This is a genomic window from Nocardia sp. NPDC003183, assembly GCF_053590715.1.
In genome coordinates this window covers 726616-744632 of the sequence record NZ_JBSFTG010000003.1, presented here as the reverse complement: position 1 = coordinate 744632, position 18017 = coordinate 726616, and the positions used below count along the sequence as shown (strand labels likewise).

The window sequence follows — 18017 nt, the reverse complement described above, 5'->3', positions numbered from 1 at the left end:
TCAGCGGGGGGCGTGGACCAGTGGGGCGAGGAAGCCGGTGAGCTGGGCTCTCGAGGGTTGGCCCAGGCGGCGGCCGAGATAGTCGGGGGCGTCGGCGGCCGCCCGGCAGCGGTCCTGGTCGGTGTTGGCCGGGTTGTCGGAATAGCGTTCACCGAGCATGGTGGCCTTGGCGACCTCGCGTCCGGTACGGAGTTCGTAGACGGCGACCTCGTAGGTGGCGCGGAAGAGGTTGACGGTGCGCCCCACCGGTGCGCCGGGGGAGGGGCCGTACTGGCAGGTCTGCACGAGGTCGCGCAGTTCCAGCTGCTTCATGCAGGCGATGAGCTGCACGGTCGACGGGTCGTCCGGGTTCCACGCGGTCGGATCGTTCGGGTGGACCATGGTCGTGAGGTCACCGGACAGATAGATCGGGCGCGCGCCGTCGCGCTCGTAGGGCGCGGCGTTCGGGAACGGCTTCTTGTCCTCGCCACACATCCGGTCGTAGTCCGACATCTCGAATCGGCTCGCCTGCACCGCCGCGATCGCGAAGAACCCGGCTCCGAACAGCGCGATGAACAGCAGCAAAGCGACACCGGGCCCGACTCGCAGGCCCCGCCTGGGGGCACTCCGCTCCCGAACGGGACGGTTGTGCCACCGCTCGAGCAGTGACGGGCCGTCCCCGCGACGCCACGACCGCCATTTCTGCGAGAGGGTCGGCTGCCGCGTCGTTCGGTCGTGTTCGACCCAATCGGACCAGTGCTCCGGGTGTTGCTGGGGCGCTGGGGTTTCCGGGGAACGATACGACGGTGCGACGGCGGGGGTGTACGCCGGGGAAGGGGTACTTCGCGATTCGGTCTCGCGGGCCGACCCGGCGGCACCGACCGCGGCAGCAGCGCCCGACGCGGCCACTGTACCGACCGCGGGAGCCCACTCGGCAGTGCGGTTTTCGCCGGTACCAGCGGGTGTGCCCGCAGCGGCCACTTCGTCCCCGGGCGTGGGTTCGTGGCGTTCGATGCCATCGGTCGGTGGATCGTCGATCGCGACCGATTCATCGGCGGCGACGGATTTGCTCAGTGAGACAGTGCTTTCGGGCTGACCGTCCGATGATTCGGCTACTTCACCGAGCGCGGGTTCGTCCAGATCGATCGTGTCGTCGTCGAAAGGCTCAGCGCGTGTGGCGCTTTCCCGATCCGGAGCAGCGCCCTCAGCGGTTGGCTCGTGCTCCGGGTTGTCGTCCTGGGGCGAGTCTTGTTCGGCACCGTCGGGGTGTGAAGTTCGGTCAGTCACCGGTTCGGCGGATTCGGTGCTGGGTATCGGCTCGTCGGGTGGTCCGATCGCTGTGGCCGATAACGCCGCGTCGTCGGACTCGTCGGCTTGCGCGCCGGTGAAACCTTCACTCGAAGAAGGGGATTCCGTCTCGCGTTCAGCGGGCACCGACGTCGGATCCTCGGGATGAGCCGCGGTAGGGGGTCGATGGGCGAGTCTGTCGATCGCGGCGAGAAACGCGGGTGTAGATGCGCGAGCCGAACCGGTCGACGCCGCAGGGGAATCCGATGTGGTGTCGGAAACAGCTGTCTCCGAGGGGGAGCCGAGCTCCACAGCGGTCGGGGCGATGGGCCGGGAAGTGGTCGCCGGGTCGAGCGCGGCCGGAAAGCCCTGTGCTGTCAGCTCATCGGGGGAAGGCAGCAGATGGCCCAGGTTCAACGCGCCGAACACCCGGGTGACGTCATCGATGCTGAGCCGGACCGTGCGCCCGCTCTCGGCCTGGAAATAGTCGTGCAACGCGCCGGCGTCGTCGCGATCGATCAGCACCGCACGGTACCCGTCGGCGATCCTGGTTTCCTCGATGGTGATCTCGGCGCCGGGCTGAGCGACCAGCGCGATCACCGCGTTCACCCAGCCGAAGATCCCGGATTGCTGCAGCAGGCTCTTGGCCGCGAACACCTGTCGGCGCACCTGGACGAACGGGTTCGGCACCCGGACGGCGTGATAGAGCGCCGCCGGTTCGCCGTCGATGGTCCACGGGCCGTTCGGTGGGGTGGCGAGGGTGCCTTCCTGACGGGCGGTGAAACCCTTCACCTCCACGATGGTCACGCTCTGCGGCGTGCACACCAACGCGTCGACCTCGACCGACCCACCCCGGTTCTCCGGTACGTGACAGCGGAACACGGCGACGCCGCCCGCCCGAAACGCCTGGTCACGGAGCGCCGCGCCGACGATCTGTTCCGCGCCTTCGAGTTCGCTCTCGTCCGCGACAACGACGATCACCACGACCCCCTGTGCACCTGACTGCGGACTGCTACCAGGATACGGCCTCCACTAGCCGTATCGAAACCGAATCCTGTTGCTGAGCAACGGCTTCGGCAATGTCGATTACCGATCTCACCACGGCGGCCCCGGGTTTCGTCTGCCCGCCGGTTCCACACCGACCGGCCGAACCCATTCCACCGGCGGCTTCGTGACCTGACCCGCGACCAAGGCGAGGCCGGTCGGCCGGTCTACCGCGATGAATCCGAAGGGGCGGTCGACGTTCACCGATGTGATCGTCGACCATGTCTTCTGCGGAACACCGCCGAGGCGCATCGCCACGGCCGTGACGGCAGCCGCTTCGAAGCCTTCGGCGTCGAAGCGTGCGATGACGTCCTGACCCGCCGCGTCCAGCGCCAGCGGATCAGCTGCGAGTCCTGCGAAATGGGAACCGGGAACGTTCATCGAGGTGGACAGGCCGAACATCGCCGCATGGCAAGCGAGGTTGTGCTTGTTCTCCACCTCGAACGGTGGCATGGTCAGCACCACGGAGTCGCCACCGCCGAAGGTCTCCCGTCGACTCACCGATAGACAGGGTGCCGTCGTGCCGACAGGCAGTTCTGTCCGCACCTCGACGGTCCCGTCCAGAGCTGCGAGGCCAGTGGCCAGACCGTGCCGCGGATTCGCGCCGATCAGCACGTGCACGTCCAGTTCGCCCTTGCCGATGACGATCACCCGGGTCACTTCGTCGTCGAGTACCGACACACTGCCGTCGGGATGGCTCGTGCGGTACAGGCCGGGTCCCCGATGTCCTTGCCACGGACCGGTTTCCGGTGTGTAGAGGATCTCGTCGAACGCCGTCACCCAGCGGGTGCGTGCCATCAGCGCGGTCGCCAGCGCGAGCGCCGTGTCCGAGGTGATCGGTACCGGAAATTTCTTGATCAACCCCCGGGTCTGCTCGTTCGCCCACGCATCCAGTGCCGCCGGATCGCCCAGCTCACCGACCGTCCCGGCGGGCATGCTGCGAACCCACTCCTCGCGCAAGGTCAGCCCCGCCCGGACCCACGCCCCGATCGCCGTCGACACCTCCCGCGAAGTATCCAGCGATTTCAGCATGTCCAGCCCCGCCGCATGCGCCTGCTCCGCCGGAACTCCCACCGCGGCAGCGAGCTCATCCCTGGCCGGGCCGGAAGCAGCCCCGGCCAACACAGCGAGCAACGGCCACAATCCGGCCCCCGACACCACCGCGTCCCCGCCCTCGAACGATTCGCACCACCGCCCCGTCAGCGCGTTCGATGCCCGCACATGCGGCAGAAGTGAACTCCCCATCCCCGGATCCTACGACCAGCGACCGACAATCCGCCACGTCGCCGACATCCGTCAGCCCCGGACGATCCCCAGCCAGACATAGTCCCTGGCCCGCCCTTCGCGCGATAGACCGTGCCGACCTCGACGCCGTTGTCGGTGTCGGCGCAGCGGTAGTCGAGGACCTCCTGGGCGGCGATTGCCCAGCGGCGCAGTTGGCGGAGCACGGCTTCCGATTCGGCATCGGTGATGATCGCGGTGTCCGACAGCGAAATGGTTTGGGCGACAATATTGTCCAGTTGGCGACGATTGTGACTGTGCAGCTCGGCCTGGGTGCAGTACTGCCGGCCAACCGTGCGGGCATCACCGATCGCCGGCCCGTCAGTGTGCGCACCGTCGCGCCGGTGACGATCGCAAACCGGCCATCGCAACGGAAAGTGTTTCGACGGAATCAGTCCGACGGACGTGGTCGGGTCACCGGACCCCGCGGGGGCGGAACTGGATGCTGATGCGGGGTCCGACGGGGCGTGCGGTCTTGGGGACCGCGTGTTCCCAGGTGCGCTGACATGCCCCGCCCATCACCAGGAGATCCCCGTGCCCGGCCGTGAACCGGACGCTCGCGCCACCGCCGCGCGGGCGCAGCAGCAGAGCGCGCGGCGCTCCGACCGAGACGATCGCGACCATCGTGTCGTGGGTGGCGCCGCGGCCGATCGTGTCGCCGTGCCAGGCGACGCTGTCCCGACCGTCGCGGTAGAAACACAGCCCGGCCGTGCGGAACGGTTCACCGAGTTCGGCCGCGTAGTGCGCGGTCAAGGCCGCCCGCGCATCGACCAGAATGTGATCGGGCAGCGGGTCGTTCTCCCCGAAGAACGACACCAGTCGCGGCACGTCGACGACCCGGTCGTACATCGGCCTGCGTTCGGCGTGCCAGGGAACGCGTTCGGCCAGTCGATCGAACAGCCGGCTCGCGCCGCTCAGCCAGCCGGGCAGCACATCGACCCAGCTGGTCGCGTCGAGTGGGGTGCGCCGGATCGCCTCGATCGAACCCAGGGCAATCGCATCACCGTCGAACAGTGAACCTTGCAGGGGCAGCGACATGAGCCCCAGTCTACAACGTGTTCGAATGTATGTTCGATAGACGGCCTGTGGTGCGAGTGTCGCTCAGCGGAGTTCCTCGACCAGCCCGAGGAGGACGCCGTCGGGGCCGCGCACGTAGGCGTAGCGGCAGATGTTTTCGTATCGGGCGAGCGTGCCCACGAGTTCGGCGCCGTGGGCGCGCAGGCGGTCGAGGACGTTCTCGACATCGTCGACGACGAATGTCAGGCGCGGGATGCCGGGGATGTTCACCGGCGCGTTCGGCGCGGCAAGGGTGGTCGTCGGCGAGCGGAACGTCGAGAGCTCGACCCGGCTGTGGCCGTCGGGTGTCCGAACGACGGCCATGTCGGCTCGGACGCCCGTCAATCCGAGCAGGTCGTCTGCCCATTGGCCCCCGACTGTGGCTTCGCCCTCCAGCTCCAGGCCTAGTTCGACGAAGAACGCGACAGCAGCCGCGAGATCGTCGACCACGATGCCGACATGATCCATCCGATGGACCGTCATGATGTTCTCCTCGGGTTCGTCCGGCTCATTCTGGCCGGGTCGATCGATTTCGGACGCGCTGACGCTCGTCGTCTCGAGGCCCGTTCGGCTCTCGTAACCCTGGGACGGAGCCGCCCGGGCGCTCTCGACATCTCAGTCCTGCCAGCCGCTCGTGTCGAGAACCGTGTCCCACGTGTACGGCACCAATTCCGGATGCCGCAGCCGGAGGATCTCGCCCGGCAGCGAGCCCGGCGGTGCCTTGCGCGGATCGGCGACGGCTTGACGTTCGATGATGTCGGTGAGAACTCGCGTGCCGCCGAGACGTGGATAGGAGGCGTGGACCAGGTCCGCGAATCCCGGGGGCAGATCGTCGGGGCCGCCGCCGACGTCGAGACCGATGCCGGTGACCGCGATCCAGATGGCGTCGGGTCGGCGACGGCGGTACACGGGTGAGTCGCTGAGGCCTGTCGTGTGTGCGGCGATGGCGTCCCAGATGATGTCGACGCGTTCGTCGTCGATGCCCTGCGCTTCGAGGAACTCGGCCGCGAAATCCGCGCCGTCGATCTCGAATCGCTGTGTGCCGACGGCACGTTCGGACAGGCCGATGTCGTGCAGCGCGCAGATGAGGTACATGAGCTCCTCGTCGTAGTCCGCGCCGGGCCGCAGGCCCTGCTCGGCGGCGTGGGCCCGTCCGAACAAGAACCCGCGAACGCTGTGATGGCATACCGATGTTTCGAGGGCCTCCTTGATCAGCCGGTGGGTCTCGATCGCGAGTGGGGTGGACGGTAGTGCCAGCGAGTCGACGCCGAATGTGGCCTGTGACATGAGGTTTGCTCCTATCGGTGTGCCCGGGTTGCGTGACGTCCACCAACCTTCAGGCTGGTTGAAGCATACCTCGAGTTTCAAGGAGGCTGAAGGTTCATGGCCGCAGGAGCACCGTGCCGAAAGCGGTCCTGTCCTCCAGCATTCGGTGTGCCCGCGCGGCGTCGGCGAGGGGGAGGATCGAGTCGATCGCGGGTGTCAGCAGGCCCTGTGCTGTTGCCGTGAGTGCCGCCGATCGCTGCCGGGCGACTTCGCCGAGCCAGGCGGTGCCCGCGCAGCCGGTGAGCGTGAGCCCGCGCAGGATCAGTTCGGTGACGCCCAGCTGTGCGGGAGCGCCGTCGAGCCAGCCGTAGCTGAGGATTCGGCCACGCAGGGGCGTGATCAGGTCGAGCAGCGGCGTCAGTGATGCGCCCCCGATGGAATCGAACACGACATCGACCGTGCCGTCCGTGAGGAGATCGGCCAGCTGATCCGCCCAGTCGGGCGCGGTGTGATCGAGCACCTCGTGCGCGCCGCGCTCGCGCGCGAGCCGAGCCTTCTGTTCCCCGCCCGCGGTGCCGATGACGCGCACGCCCGCGGCGGCGCACAGCTGGGTGAGGCAGCTGCCGACACCGGTAGCCGCCGCTTCGACCAGGACGGTCTCGCCCGCCGCGACACCCGCGGTCCGCATCAGCGCCAGTGCCACCGATCCCGGCATCAGTATCGCGGCGGCGTGCTCGATGGTCAGGTCGGCCGGGATCGTGGTCACCGAATCGGTCTCGGCGACAACAAGTTCGGCGTAGGCGCCGAAGCCGCGGGTCGACGCGACCACCCGGGCGCCCAGCAATGCCCGATCGACGCCCGCGCCGATATCGATCACCGTGCCCGCCGCCTGGAACCCGAAGACCTCGGGCAGCGGCGCGGGAAACGGAAACGCGCCGGCCCGAACCTTGGTCTCGGGGTAGAGCACCGGCACCACTTCGGCCCGGAGGACGACCTGTCCCTCGCCGGGGCGAGGTTCGCCGATCTCGCGCGCTACCAGAACGTCGGGTGCGCCGGTCTGGGTCATTACGATTGCCTGCATCAGAACTCCATAAGTTGACTGCCGGTCCAGATATCTCGAACGATATGGACCGTCGGTCAACTTGTCAACGGATCGGCGGGTGCCGAGAAAGCGGGTGCGATGACCGACCGACGTCCCACCGAACGCGCCGATGCCGCGCGCAACCGTCGAGCGATCCTCGATGCCACCGCCGCGCTGCTGGCCGAACACGGCGCGGCCGGGGTGACGATGGATCGGGTGGCCGCGGCGGCAGGTGTCGGAAAGGGGACCATCTTCCACCGGTTCGGCAGCCGCGCGGGCCTGCTCTACGAGCTCGTCGCCGAGGGCGCCGTCGCGTTGATGGCGGCGGTGTCGAGCGGCCCACCGCCGCTGGGTCCGGGCGCGCCGGCGACCGACCGGCTACTCGCCTTCTTCGATGCGATGACGCGCATGGTCACCGACGACGTGGAGCTGATCGCGGCCTATCAGGCGATGCCGCCACATCCGCGCAGCGCCGAATTCCACACGTTCTGGGCGCAGCACATCAGCACGCTCCTGCACGAAGTCCGTCCCGATATCGACGCCGACACCGTGAGCGCGCTGTTGTTGTCGACAGTCGGCGGGGAACTCGCACAGCAACTGGCCAGGGCGGACGAGGTCGACCGATTGCGATCGGCGGTAGCGGAAGTGGTGCGTTCGGTGCTGCGCGCTCCCTGAACGCCCGGGGCGGAGCCGTTACCGCCGTGCTGTCGGCGGATGTGGCCGACGCGGAAGCCGCACGGTGACGCGGAGTCCACCGGCCGGACGGGGATCGAGTGCGAGGGTTCCACCGTGTGCCGCGGTGATGCTGTCGACGATCGCCAGGCCGAGGCCGATGCCCGCGTGGTCGGTGCGAACGCGTTCGGTGCCGCGCTGAAACGGCTCGACCAGTGTGGAAACCACCAGGGGGTCGAGGACCGGGCCGGTGTTCTCGACGGTGAGCACCACGGTCTCGGGGCACAGTCCGGTCGTGACCCACACGATGCCGCGTGCGGGCAGGTTGTGCACGATCGCGTTGTGCACGAGGTTCGTCGTCAGCTGCAACAGCAGGGCGTGCGAACCGATGGTGGGCGTCACCTCGCCGGAGGTCTCCAGGCTCACGCCGTGTTCTTCGGCGAGGGCGAGCAGCGTTTCGGCGGCTTCTTCCGCGAGCAGGGAGAGGTCGACGTGTTCTCGGGTGAACGACCCTTGATCGGCGCGGCTGAGCAGGAGCAATGCCTCGGTGAGAGCGATCGCTCGGGTGTTGACGGCGTGCAGGCGGTCGACCAGTTCGCCGGTGTCGTGGGTGCGGTCGTCGCGGGCCACGTCGAGCAGGGTCTGGGTGATCGCCAGCGGCGTGCGCAGTTCGTGGGAGGCGTTGGCGGCGAATCGACGCTGTTCGGTGACGTGTGCTTCCAGCCGAGCGAGCATGATGTCGAAGGCGTCGGCGAGTTCGCGGAACTCGTCGCTGCGGCCCGGCAGCCGGATTCGGTGGGCGAGTGAGCCGTTCGCGGCGGTCCGGGTAGCGGCGGTGATACGGGTCAGCGGGGTGAGCATCCAACCGGCGAGGAACCATCCGCCCACCAGACCGATCGCCAGCAGGAAAGCCATCACAATGGTCACGAACGGCGCGAAGGACCGTAGCAGCATGCCGCGATCGATCCAGAAATCGCCGCCGCTGGTGTAGATCCACCCCTCGGGCAGGTACCACAGGTAGTAGACACCCACAGCGGCGATGAGCAGAGAACCCACGACCATGATGAAGCCTGCGTAGCTGAGGGTGAGTTTGAGGCGAACACTCAATCCGGGTGCCCTACCCACGCGCTCGCCCGTCGCTGATGCGATACCCGACACCGGCCACGGTGGTGATGACCCAGGGCTCGCCGAGCCGTTTGCGTAGCGCCGAGACGGTGATACGCACCGCGTTGGTGAACGGGTCCGCGTTCTCGTCCCACGCCCGCTCCAGGAGTTCCTCGGCGCTCACGACCCCGCCTTCGGCGGCGATGAGCACTTCGAGCACCGCGAACTGCTTGCGGGTCAGAGCGATGTAGCGGCCGTCGCGGTAGACCTCCCGGCGGAACGCGTCCAGCCGCAACCCGGCGATCTCGCGCACCGGTGGCCGGTTGTGCGCGCGCCTGCGATCGAGCGCTCTGAGCCGGAGGACCAGTTCGCGGAGTTCGAACGGCTTGGTGAGATAGTCGTCGGCACCGAGCCCGAAACCACTCGCCTTGTCGTCGAGCCGATCGGCGGCGGTGAGCATCAGGATCGGCAGACCGCTACCGGAGGCGACGATGTATTCGGCGATCTCGTCGCCGGAGGGACCCGGGATGTCGCGGTCCAGGACCGCGATGTCGTAGGTGTTGACGCTCAGCAGTTCCAGTGCGGTGTCGCCGTCACCCGCGATGTCGCCGGCGATCGCGTCCAGGCGCAGGCCATCGCGGATGGCCTCCGCCAGATAGGGTTCGTCCTCGACGATCAGTACACGCATAGACGCTCGATTCTCCCAGCCCGGGGATATCGTCGGCGTATCCGAAACCGCATACGCGTCGGCAACACCATGCTGCCTTGACTGAGGGGCATGAACTACCGTGAACCGGCGATTCGCCGTCTCCGATCGATCGCCCTCGGCGCCGTTGTCATCGTCAGCGCGGCGTCTGTCGGTGTCCTCGTTTACCAGTCGCTGCCGACCATGTCCTCGGTCGCACGATCCATCGACGCCTTTGTCGGCGGCCACGCCGGTCCGCCCGGCGCGACGCTCTTCGATGACGGGAATCCGTCCGTCGGCAACCTCGACTCCGATCTGCTCGCCGCCCTGCGCGCCGCCGCCGCCGACGCCGCGGACGACGGAGTCGAGCTCGTCGTCAACAGTGGCTGGCGGTCGCCGGAATACCAGGAACAACTGCTGCGCGAGGCAGTCTCGAAATACGGCTCGGAAACCGAAGCCGCTCGGTGGGTGGCAACCCCCTACACCTCCGCTCACGTCGCCGGCGAGGCGGTTGATATCGGGCCGACCGACGGCGCGGCATGGTTGGCCGCGCACGGCGCCGCCTATGGGTTGTGCCAGATCTACGCGAACGAACCCTGGCATTACGAACTTCGCTCCGACGCGGGGGAACTCGGCTGCCCGCCCCTGTACGCCGACCCGACCCACGACCCGAGGATGCAGCAGTGACCACGACAGCGTCTGCTCCCGTCGCCGCACGGGCCGGTCGGCCTGTGCTGACCCAGATCGTCCTCCGATTCTCCATCATCTACTTCGGCCTGCTCTGCCTGCTTCTCACCTATATCCCGTTCGCGCTGCTCGGCATCCTCGGCCGGTGGATTCGCGAATACCCGGGGCCGTGGAACATGCCCATCACCGATCCCGTCACGGGGCCGGTGGGTCGAGCGGTCTTCGGGGTCGACGCTCAGTTACACCAGGATTCCGGAGCGGGCGACCAGACCGCCGTCTGGGTACTGGTGTTCTGTCTGCTGGTCGTCGCGGCGACCGGCGCCGCGGTGTGGACAGCCGTCGACCGTCGTCCCGTACCCGCCCGCGCGCTCGCCTGGTTCTCGCTGTTCCTGCGGCTGGCTCTGGGCGGGCAGATGATCGGGTTCGGGTTCGCCAAACTGATCCCCACCCAGATGCCGGCCCCCGGACTGGCGCAGCTGTTGCGGCCGTACGGCGAGATGAGCCCCGCCTCGGTGTTGTGGTTGCAGGTCGGCAGCTCGTATCCGTACGAGATGGCTCTCGGTGGGGTGGAAGTGGTGGCGGGGCTGCTGCTGTTCGTGTCCAGGACCGCAGTGCTCGGCGCCGCGTTGACGCTGGCGAGTACAGCGCAAATTCTGCTGCTGAACATGACGTTCGACATACCGGAGAAACTGCTCGCCGCGCACCTGCTGCTGATCAGCGTGTTCCTGCTCGCGCCGTACCTGCGCCGGCTGACCGATGTCTTCGCGCGCGAACGCGCGTGCGCGCCGCTGACCCAGCCCGCGCTGTTCACCGACGCCAGGAAGAACCGCGTGGCGATCTGGGTGGTGGCGGCGCTGGGCCTGTGGGTCGCGTTGGGGAGCGGCTATGACCGCTGGGTGGTCTGGCACGAACAATCCGGTGCCGCGAGCCCCAAGTCCGCGCTGTACGGAATCTGGGAGGTGCGGGATTTCACCATCGACGGGCAGCCGATCCCGCCGCTGACCACCGACGAAACACGGTGGCAGCGACTGGTTTTCGATGACCCGCAGGAGGCCGCCTACCAGCGGATGAACGGCGAACTGGTACCCGCGCACGCCCACTTCCGCCCCGATGGACAAGTGGAGCTCACCTCGATGAACGCCATCGGAGCGGTCGACCCCGGACCACCGTTCGCGACACTGTCCTCCGAAAAACCCACCCCGGACCGACTGCTGCTGCGCGGAACACTGCACGACCGCCCGATCACGATCACCCTGGAACGCAAGGACCCCGACACCTTCACCTTGCGCAGCCGCGGATTCCACTGGGTCCAGGACTATGTGTACTTCCGCTGACAACCACCTGACGGTGACCCGCTGACTCGTTGCCCCTTCTAACTTATAGCTCACCCCGGGGCTTGCGGCAAGGCCCCGGTGGTGCTGCAGAATCGCTGGGCAATGCAGGGACCAGCCGTATTCGGGAGTGACGAGATGCAAGAGATGACCACCGACGTGATCGTTGTCGGCGCTGGGCCTGCCGGATTGATGCTCGCCGGGGAACTGGGCCGGGCCGGGGTGCGGCCGTTGGTGCTCGAACGTCGTGAACGGCCGGGCACCGCGCAGAAGGCCAGCGGTCTCGGCGGGCGAATTCTGGATGTGCTGCGCTATCGGGGCCTGCTCGACCGGATGACGGCGGTCAGCGGTGACGCGAGTCCGAAGCCGATCTTCCCCTTCGGCGGGGTGCACCTGGACTTCACCGGTCTCGACGAAACTCCGTTGCACGCCATGGCGATTCCGCAGGCGCGGGTCGAGGAACTGCTCGCCGAGGACGCCGTCGACCTCGGCGCCGAGATCCGGCGCGGACACGAAGTGGTCGCGGTGACCCAGGACGACGAGGCGGTGATCGCGGAAGTGAACGGGCCGGACGGACCGTACCGGGTGCGGGCCCGCTACCTGGTCGGCTGCGACGGCGGCCGCAGCCGGATTCGCGAACTGGCCGGAATCGGGTTCCCCGGCAGCACCTATCCGGAGGTCAACCGGCTGGCCGTGGTCGCGGTGCACGAATCGGTGACCGTGCTCGACGACGGCGGCCTCGAGGTGCCCGGTGTCGGACGGATCGATCCGGGATTCACCCGCACCGACACCGGGGTGTTCGCGCTGGGACGGGTCAGCTCCGAGGACCGCGTGATGTTCTTCCAGACCACCGAGAACGACGACGCCGAATACGACAACGACGAACCACTGACCATGGCCGAACTCGGCCACAGCGTCCGGCGTGTGCTGGGCGCGGAGGTTGCGCTCGGTGCGCCGACTCGCTTGTCGCGCTACCAGTTCCAGGACCGACAGGCCGAAAACTACCGTGTGGGCCGGGTTTTCCTGGCCGGTGACGCGGCCCACCTGCTGCCCGCGACCGGCGCCGCGATGAATCTCGGCATGACCGATTCGGTGAACCTGGCCTGGAAGCTGGCCGCGGACATCCACGGTTGGGCACCGGCCGACCTGCTCGACACCTACCACGACGAACGTCACTTCGCCGGTGGTCGCGCGCTGCTGCAGACCCGCGCCCAGGCGGCACTTCGCCAGGGTCAGGACCCTGCCGCCGAGGCGCTGCGCGCGGTATTCCAGGAACTGCTCTCCGACGAACCCGCGTTGCGCCGTATGGGAGCCCTCGTCGCGGGCACCGATCTGCGCTACCCCTCGCCCGGAACCCATTCGCTCACCGGAACTTTCGCTCCTGATCTGAGCCTGCACACCGACCAGGGCACCACCACAGTCGCCGAGATCATGCGCGGCGCGCGACCGGTCTTCCTCGACCTGGCCGACCGTGCCGATCTGCGTGAGATCGCCGGGGAGTGGGCACCGCGCGTCGACATCCACGCGGCCAAGACCGGCGATCGTGTCGCCGACGCACTCCTGATCCGCCCCGACGGTCACATCGCCTGGGTGGCAACGATCGACGAGTCGTCGGACACCGCCGCAGCTGATCTGCGCGCGGCGCTGAGCAGGTGGTTCGGCGTCCGGTAACCGCGCGAACGCGAAACTCCGCAGCTGCCGGCGTCGACGTTCCGGCAGCCACGGGACGCACTGTCACCGGTAGTGCGAACCGGTCCTCGATCATTCGATCCCGGGCCGGTTCGCGTTGAAATCCGTGCCCGTGTGTGGATTACTCCTGGGATGAATGCGATCTCGACAACCGACCGGGCGGCGACGCGCGCGCTACCCGGCTGGTCGGTGCCGATGGTGTTCATCATCGCGGCGACCTCGCAATATGTGGGTGCGGCACTCGGCGTCTTCCTGTTCGACACCACCGAGCCGTCCACTGTCGCCTGGTTGCGGGCCGCGGCGGCGGGGGTCGCGTTGCTGGCCTGGCGGCGGCCGTGGCGGACCCGCTGGACACGGCGGGGCATCGCGACGGCGGCGGGCTTCGGCATCGTCACCGTGTCGATGAACATCGTGTTCTACGAGGCCATCGCGCGTATCCCGCTCGGCACCGCCGTCGCCATCGAATTCCTCGGTCCGGTCGCCGTCGCGACACTCGGGTCGCGGCGGGCGCGCGACCTGCTCGCCGTGGCGCTGGTGGCGGTCGGTGTGGTGTTGCTGGCCGGCGTGCAGTTCGACGTCGAGCCGGTCGGGGTGGGGTTCGCTCTCGCCTCGGCGGTCCTGTGGGCGGCGTACATCCTGGTCGGCAAGCGCGTCGCCGACACCGGTGAAGGCCAGGATTCTCTCGCTGTCGGGATGGCGGCCGCGGCGGTGCTACTGGCGCCGTTCGTGCTGATTCCGCAGCTGATGATCGATGCCGCGGTATTCGCCGACCCGCGGACCTGGCTGCTCGGTCTCGGTGTCGGCGTGCTGTCGAGTGCGGTGCCCTACGCGCTGGACCAGGTGGTGCTGACCGCGGTGGGACGCGCCCGATTCGCCTTGCTGCTCGCGTTGCTCCCGGCGACCGCGACCGTCGTGGGCGCGATCGCCCTCGCGCAACGCCCCACCCTGCTCGAACTCGCGGGCATCGCACTGGTCATGCTGGCATTGACGATCAGCGCCCTGCCCGCCCGCCAGACCACGCCGGAACCGCCCGCACCGCTGTGACCGTCCGTCCGGATCATGCGCGAGACGCCCGCTCCGGCGATGGCGCTGTGAGAGGCCGAGCGGCGCCGCTGATTCCGCGCAGCGAGGATTTGCCTCTCCCCCGAGGGGAGACGGCACGCTGAGATCCATGGACGACGACACGCTCCGCACGATCGGTGAAGTGGCCGCGCGTACCGCGCTCACGGTCAAGACCATCCGCTTCTACGCCGACCGCGACATCGTGGCGCCGACCGTACTCAGCCCGGCCGGCCACCGCCTCTACGACACCGCCGCGATCGCGCGACTGGAATTCGTGCGCACCCTGCGCGCACTCGGCATGGATCTGAGCACCGTGCGCGCTGTGCTCGATCGCGAGTCCTCGATGGCAGAGGTCGCCGCCACTCACGCGGACGCGCTCGACGTCGAGATCCGGACCCTGCGGGTGCGCCGGGCCGTGTTGCGAGCGGTGGCCGTCCGGGACTCCAGCCAACGAGAGATGGACCTCATGCACCGACTCGCCGCCCTGTCCGCTGCCGAAAGGCACCGCCTCATCGAGGATTTCGTCGACGACACCTTCGGCCGCTACGCCGCCAACCCCGCCATGGTGGAGCTGGTCCGGGCAAGCGTGCCCGACCTCCCCGACGACCCGACCCCCGATCAGCTGGCAGCCTGGATGGAACTGGCGGAACTGGTGCAGGACAACGACTTCCGTGACGCTGTCCGCCGGATGGCCGACTACCAGGCCCGCGAACGCGCCGCAGGTGACACCACCGGCCTGCACCACGACCTCACCGAAGCCGTCCGCACACTCGTCGGTGGCGCCATCGCCGCGGGCATGCCCCCACAACCCCCGGCCGCGACCCCCATCCTCGATGCCCTCACCGCCCGCTACGCCACCACCTTCGACCGCCCTGACGACACCGCACTCCGCCGGTGGATTCTCGAACGACTCGATGTAGCCGACGACCCACGCGTACAACGCTACTGGCGGCTACTCGGCACCGTGAACGCCTGGCCCGACCAACCCGACCTGGCCCCGATCTTCACCTGGTTCGCCCAAGCCCTGCGCGCCCACATGGCCTGAGCCGCAGGTCCTGACCTGGAACGAGGCACAGGCACCGGCTCGAGCGGCGTGGTTCGGCGACTACTCGCCCCGTGTGGCGTGTCAGTTTCCCTGAGCCAGGTAGTTGTAGATTTCGTGGACTTCGATGGTGGGCTGGTTGGGCATGCCGACTTCCATGCCGATGGGGCCCAGGGTGGATTCGGCGAAGCTCTGGAATTGCTCGGGGGTTTCCCACACGTCGGTGACGTGGAATCCGGTGTCGGTCTTCCTGACCAGATGGAACAGGAGGCCGGGGCCGCCGGAGCCGCCGTGCACGAAGCCCATCTTCCCGAGGGCCTGGTCGTACTGTTCGAGTGTCGCGCCGGTGAATTCGAGTTCGACGGCAACCGCCATGACGGTCATCTCCTTGCGCGGTCGAGCGGGGTTGGAGTGACTTCGGGCCCGGTCCGACGAGCGGGGGGCCACGATCGAACACCGCGATCCGGCGCTCCGATCGGATCACGATCGCGCTGGACGGCGGTGTGCACCCGCCGTCGCGATGTGGTGCGCGTCACAGTCTAGTCCGGGGGTCGTCGAGCGACAAGCGATCTCCTCGGCCCGCCCGAGGACCCTCGATGGTCGACCAGACCATGCCGATGCCGGAGTCGGCGGGCGCTGTGCGCGGGCGCGGGGCAGTGCTGACCAGCTCGTATCCGAGCCGTCGGGGAACAGCCGCACTGCGGACATTGGCCGCGTCGCAATGGATTTCGACGCGACCGATGTGGGGGAGGGCGAGCGCGGCGGTGGTCAGAGCATGGGCGGCGCGCGTGATGATTCCCCGTCCGGTGTGGGCGGTATGGCACCAGTAACCGATCTCCAGTGCGGCCGGGTCGATCCTGTCGTGGAGTCCGATGCCACCCGCCACCTCGCCGCTCGCGGTGAAGATCCCGTAGAGGTAGCCGCCGTCGGGTGTCGGCCAGTGTGCGGACGAGATCTGCAGGGAACGGCGTTGCCCGGCGAGCGTCGGCGGCTCCCCGGCCCACGACATCCACGGGCGCAGGTGTGCGTGCGAGGTGCTCAGCGCGGTGAACTGGCGGGTCAGGTCACTGGGGCGCCACCGGCGCAGCAGCAGATCGCCCAGATCGATCCGCTGCGGGGGAGTCGATCCGGGCTGAGCGCTGGTGCTGATGGTCATGATCGATGATCGTGGACGCAGGGGCTCGCGGGCAACGCGTTTTCCGGCGCTCGACGACGTGCGGTCAGTGGATCCTGGCGAGGATATCGATCGCGATATCCGTTGCCGCGGTGTGCATCTGGTCGTCGGTCAGATCGAGATCGCCCATCATCGACAGGCTCCAGCTGATGGCGAGCAGCGCTTGCCGTGCGTGGTAGATGTCCAGCGCAGCACCGTCGGGCGCGGTCATGAGGTCGGCGAGCACGCGGAACTGGTAGCGCAGGCCCGCGCCGAAACCGAGGTCGCGGAACGCGGGCTGGTTCTCGTGCCAGAACCGCACCATGTCACGGCCGAGGCTGTGCAGCAGCGCGCTGTAGCGGCGCAGGATCTGCTCGGCCCGTTCGGAACCCGGCGGTGCCTGTTCGGCCCAGGTGACGATGTCGTCGATGCCACGGCGCAGATCGTCGGAGAGGCTGACGACGATGTCTTCCTTGGTCCGGAAGTGGTAGTACAGCGCGGCTTTGGTGACCCCGAGTCGCTCGGCGATCTCGCGCAGCGAGGTCTTCTCGTACCCGCGCTCGGAGAACAGTTCCATCGCCACCGCGCGAATGCGTTCCCTGGTGTCGCTACGACGTCCGTCCACGGGGCTTTCCTTTGCTTGACGACCGGCTAGGGGGAGCCTACCGTCGAATCATGACCGAGATCACTAGCCGGTCGGCAAGTTAGTTTGAAGGAGGGGCAGATGACACACGTGAACGCACCTACCGCAGGGGTGGCGCTGACAGCGATCGGCGTCGCGCTGATCCGCGAGCAGGAGTCGCGCAGGCCGGATCGGCTCTACGCCGACCCGCTCGCTACGGCGTTCGTCGACGCGGCGCGGCGTGACTTCACCCGCACCGGGGCAGGCGCCGCGAAATGGGAGCGAGTCGAGGCCGTGGCCGAACAGTTCTTCGCGGGAAGATCCGTCGGGGTCCGCCTGGTCGACGACCGGGTGGCCGAGGCCGTCGCCGCCGGATGCAGGCAGATCGTTCTGCTCGGCGCCGGTCTGGACACCCGCGCGTTCCGGATGGGTCTGCCCGCCGACGTCACCGTCTACGAACTGGACCTGCCCGAGTTGTTCGCTTTCAAGGAGCCGGTACTGCGCGCACTGCACGCCACGCCGACCACGCTACGACACGTCCTACCGATCGACCTGCGCACCGACTGGGCTGTTCCGCTGCGCGAGCGGGGATTTCGGCCCGAGCTGCCGACCCACTGGATCGACGAGGGCGCGCTCCCGTACCTCCCACCCGAGGATCATCTCCGCACGGTGGCGACGCTGACGACACTGTCCGCGCCCGGCAGTCACTTCGGTCTCAGCCGGTTCGCGGTCGACCCCGAGGCTGCGCCCTATGCCGAATTGCGTCGACTCGTCGCCGGTGACGACGTCGGTATGCCACCGCCGGACGCCGGGCGCCCGGGGGAGCAGTGGCTGCTCGAGCACGGCTGGCACACCCGGTTCCGCGCTTGGGACGACATGATCGTTCCCCTCGGTAGAGACGTGGCGGTGAACGACCCGGAGGTCGGCGTCGTGCTCGCCGAGCGGGTGTGACGGAAGGCAAACCATGTCGCGTCGA

At 68.2% G+C, this 18017-nt stretch carries 19 protein-coding genes; 7 read left to right on the top strand and 12 right to left on the bottom strand.

The window, feature by feature from the left end; genetic code table 11:
* The 7 genes from ACWDXS_RS15355 to ACWDXS_RS15325 form a co-directional block, all read right to left on the bottom strand.
* Window positions 1–2250 (bottom strand): NERD domain-containing protein, encoded by a 2250-nt coding sequence (locus ACWDXS_RS15355; protein WP_449966022.1) that lies wholly within the window; start codon window positions 2248–2250, stop codon window positions 1–3.
* 111 nt (window positions 2251–2361) lie between these two features.
* A complete protein-coding gene (locus tag ACWDXS_RS15350; protein WP_449966019.1) occupies window positions 2362–3555 on the bottom strand; it encodes a serpin family protein in 1194 nt (397 codons plus the stop codon).
* Window positions 3510–3962 carry a hypothetical protein gene (locus ACWDXS_RS15345; RefSeq protein ID WP_449966017.1) on the bottom strand — a complete coding sequence of 151 codons (453 nt, stop codon included), beginning with the start codon at window positions 3960–3962 and terminating at the stop codon, window positions 3510–3512. The genes ACWDXS_RS15350 and ACWDXS_RS15345 overlap by 46 nt, the downstream gene beginning before the upstream one ends.
* A 43-nt stretch (window positions 3963–4005) precedes the next feature.
* The gene (locus tag ACWDXS_RS15340) at window positions 4006–4629 is read right to left on the bottom strand and encodes an alpha-ketoglutarate-dependent dioxygenase AlkB (protein WP_378989037.1); all 624 of its coding nucleotides are present in this window, start codon (window positions 4627–4629) and stop codon (window positions 4006–4008) included.
* Window positions 4630–4692: 63 nt separating this feature from the next.
* Complete coding sequence (locus ACWDXS_RS15335) at window positions 4693–5130, bottom strand: VOC family protein (protein ID WP_449966014.1); 438 nt, start codon at window positions 5128–5130, stop codon at window positions 4693–4695.
* A 132-nt stretch (window positions 5131–5262) separates the two neighbouring features.
* Window positions 5263–5934 (bottom strand): HD domain-containing protein, encoded by a 672-nt coding sequence (locus ACWDXS_RS15330; protein ID WP_449966011.1) that lies wholly within the window; start codon window positions 5932–5934, stop codon window positions 5263–5265.
* A gap of 94 nt (window positions 5935–6028) precedes the next feature.
* Complete coding sequence (locus tag ACWDXS_RS15325; protein WP_449966008.1) at window positions 6029–6994, bottom strand: quinone oxidoreductase family protein; 966 nt, start codon at window positions 6992–6994, stop codon at window positions 6029–6031.
* A gap of 99 nt (window positions 6995–7093) precedes the next feature.
* Here ACWDXS_RS15325 and ACWDXS_RS15320 point away from each other — a divergent pair, with 99 nt between their 5' ends.
* On the top strand, window positions 7094–7669 hold the full coding sequence (locus ACWDXS_RS15320; protein ID WP_449966005.1) for a TetR/AcrR family transcriptional regulator: 576 nt from the start codon (window positions 7094–7096) through the stop codon (window positions 7667–7669).
* An 18-nt stretch (window positions 7670–7687) separates the two neighbouring features.
* Here ACWDXS_RS15320 and ACWDXS_RS15315 read toward each other — a convergent pair whose 3' ends face one another.
* Window positions 7688–8773, bottom strand: a complete 1086-nt coding sequence (locus ACWDXS_RS15315) for a sensor histidine kinase (RefSeq protein WP_449966002.1) — start codon at window positions 8771–8773, stop codon at window positions 7688–7690.
* 10 nt (window positions 8774–8783) lie between these two features.
* Complete coding sequence (locus ACWDXS_RS15310) at window positions 8784–9458, bottom strand: response regulator transcription factor (protein WP_387442866.1); 675 nt, start codon at window positions 9456–9458, stop codon at window positions 8784–8786.
* Window positions 9459–9548: 90 nt separating this feature from the next.
* Between ACWDXS_RS15310 and ACWDXS_RS15305 the strand changes: the two genes are divergently transcribed.
* From ACWDXS_RS15305 to ACWDXS_RS15285, 5 genes are all read left to right on the top strand, one after another.
* Window positions 9549–10142, top strand: coding sequence for a M15 family metallopeptidase (locus ACWDXS_RS15305; RefSeq protein ID WP_378989049.1), 594 nt, complete (start codon window positions 9549–9551; stop codon window positions 10140–10142).
* Complete coding sequence (locus tag ACWDXS_RS15300; RefSeq protein ID WP_449965997.1) at window positions 10139–11476, top strand: DoxX family protein; 1338 nt, start codon at window positions 10139–10141, stop codon at window positions 11474–11476. The genes ACWDXS_RS15305 and ACWDXS_RS15300 overlap by 4 nt, the downstream gene beginning before the upstream one ends.
* A 135-nt stretch (window positions 11477–11611) precedes the next feature.
* Window positions 11612–13144, top strand: a complete 1533-nt coding sequence (locus ACWDXS_RS15295; protein WP_449965994.1) for an FAD-dependent monooxygenase — start codon at window positions 11612–11614, stop codon at window positions 13142–13144.
* Between the two features lie 150 nt (window positions 13145–13294).
* The gene (locus ACWDXS_RS15290) at window positions 13295–14206 is read left to right on the top strand and encodes an EamA family transporter (protein ID WP_378989052.1); all 912 of its coding nucleotides are present in this window, start codon (window positions 13295–13297) and stop codon (window positions 14204–14206) included.
* 127 nt (window positions 14207–14333) lie between these two features.
* On the top strand, window positions 14334–15269 hold the full coding sequence (locus ACWDXS_RS15285) for a helix-turn-helix domain-containing protein (protein ID WP_449965990.1): 936 nt from the start codon (window positions 14334–14336) through the stop codon (window positions 15267–15269).
* Window positions 15270–15350: 81 nt separating this feature from the next.
* Here the strand turns inward: ACWDXS_RS15285 and ACWDXS_RS15280 are convergent, their stop codons facing one another.
* From ACWDXS_RS15280 to ACWDXS_RS15270, 3 genes are all read right to left on the bottom strand, one after another.
* Window positions 15351–15641, bottom strand: coding sequence for a hypothetical protein (locus tag ACWDXS_RS15280; protein WP_378989054.1), 291 nt, complete (start codon window positions 15639–15641; stop codon window positions 15351–15353).
* Window positions 15642–15798: 157 nt separating this feature from the next.
* Window positions 15799–16422 carry a GNAT family N-acetyltransferase gene (locus ACWDXS_RS15275; RefSeq protein WP_449965986.1) on the bottom strand — a complete coding sequence of 208 codons (624 nt, stop codon included), beginning with the start codon at window positions 16420–16422 and terminating at the stop codon, window positions 15799–15801.
* A 64-nt stretch (window positions 16423–16486) separates the two neighbouring features.
* On the bottom strand, window positions 16487–17044 hold the full coding sequence (locus ACWDXS_RS15270; protein WP_387442882.1) for a TetR/AcrR family transcriptional regulator: 558 nt from the start codon (window positions 17042–17044) through the stop codon (window positions 16487–16489).
* Window positions 17045–17143: 99 nt separating this feature from the next.
* Between ACWDXS_RS15270 and ACWDXS_RS15265 the strand changes: the two genes are divergently transcribed.
* Window positions 17144–17992, top strand: coding sequence for an SAM-dependent methyltransferase (locus ACWDXS_RS15265; RefSeq protein WP_449965982.1), 849 nt, complete (start codon window positions 17144–17146; stop codon window positions 17990–17992).
* Window positions 17993–18017 lie beyond the last annotated feature (25 nt).

Coding starts and splice junctions, on each gene's coding strand:
- ACWDXS_RS15350 (WP_449966019.1), bottom strand. CDS start 3,555: ATGGGGAGTTCACTTCTGCCGCATGTGCGGGCATCGAACGCGCTGACG.
- ACWDXS_RS15340 (WP_378989037.1), bottom strand. CDS start 4,629: ATGTCGCTGCCCCTGCAAGGTTCACTGTTCGACGGTGATGCGATTGCC.
- ACWDXS_RS15335 (WP_449966014.1), bottom strand. CDS start 5,130: ATGACGGTCCATCGGATGGATCATGTCGGCATCGTGGTCGACGATCTC.
- ACWDXS_RS15330 (WP_449966011.1), bottom strand. CDS start 5,934: ATGTCACAGGCCACATTCGGCGTCGACTCGCTGGCACTACCGTCCACC.
- ACWDXS_RS15325 (WP_449966008.1), bottom strand. CDS start 6,994: ATGCAGGCAATCGTAATGACCCAGACCGGCGCACCCGACGTTCTGGTA.
- ACWDXS_RS15320 (WP_449966005.1), top strand. CDS start 7,094: ATGACCGACCGACGTCCCACCGAACGCGCCGATGCCGCGCGCAACCGT.
- ACWDXS_RS15310 (WP_387442866.1), bottom strand. CDS start 9,458: ATGCGTGTACTGATCGTCGAGGACGAACCCTATCTGGCGGAGGCCATC.
- ACWDXS_RS15305 (WP_378989049.1), top strand. CDS start 9,549: ATGAACTACCGTGAACCGGCGATTCGCCGTCTCCGATCGATCGCCCTC.
- ACWDXS_RS15295 (WP_449965994.1), top strand. CDS start 11,612: ATGCAAGAGATGACCACCGACGTGATCGTTGTCGGCGCTGGGCCTGCC.
- ACWDXS_RS15290 (WP_378989052.1), top strand. CDS start 13,295: ATGAATGCGATCTCGACAACCGACCGGGCGGCGACGCGCGCGCTACCC.
- ACWDXS_RS15285 (WP_449965990.1), top strand. CDS start 14,334: ATGGACGACGACACGCTCCGCACGATCGGTGAAGTGGCCGCGCGTACC.
- ACWDXS_RS15280 (WP_378989054.1), bottom strand. CDS start 15,641: ATGGCGGTTGCCGTCGAACTCGAATTCACCGGCGCGACACTCGAACAG.
- ACWDXS_RS15275 (WP_449965986.1), bottom strand. CDS start 16,422: ATGACCATCAGCACCAGCGCTCAGCCCGGATCGACTCCCCCGCAGCGG.
- ACWDXS_RS15265 (WP_449965982.1), top strand. CDS start 17,144: ATGACACACGTGAACGCACCTACCGCAGGGGTGGCGCTGACAGCGATC.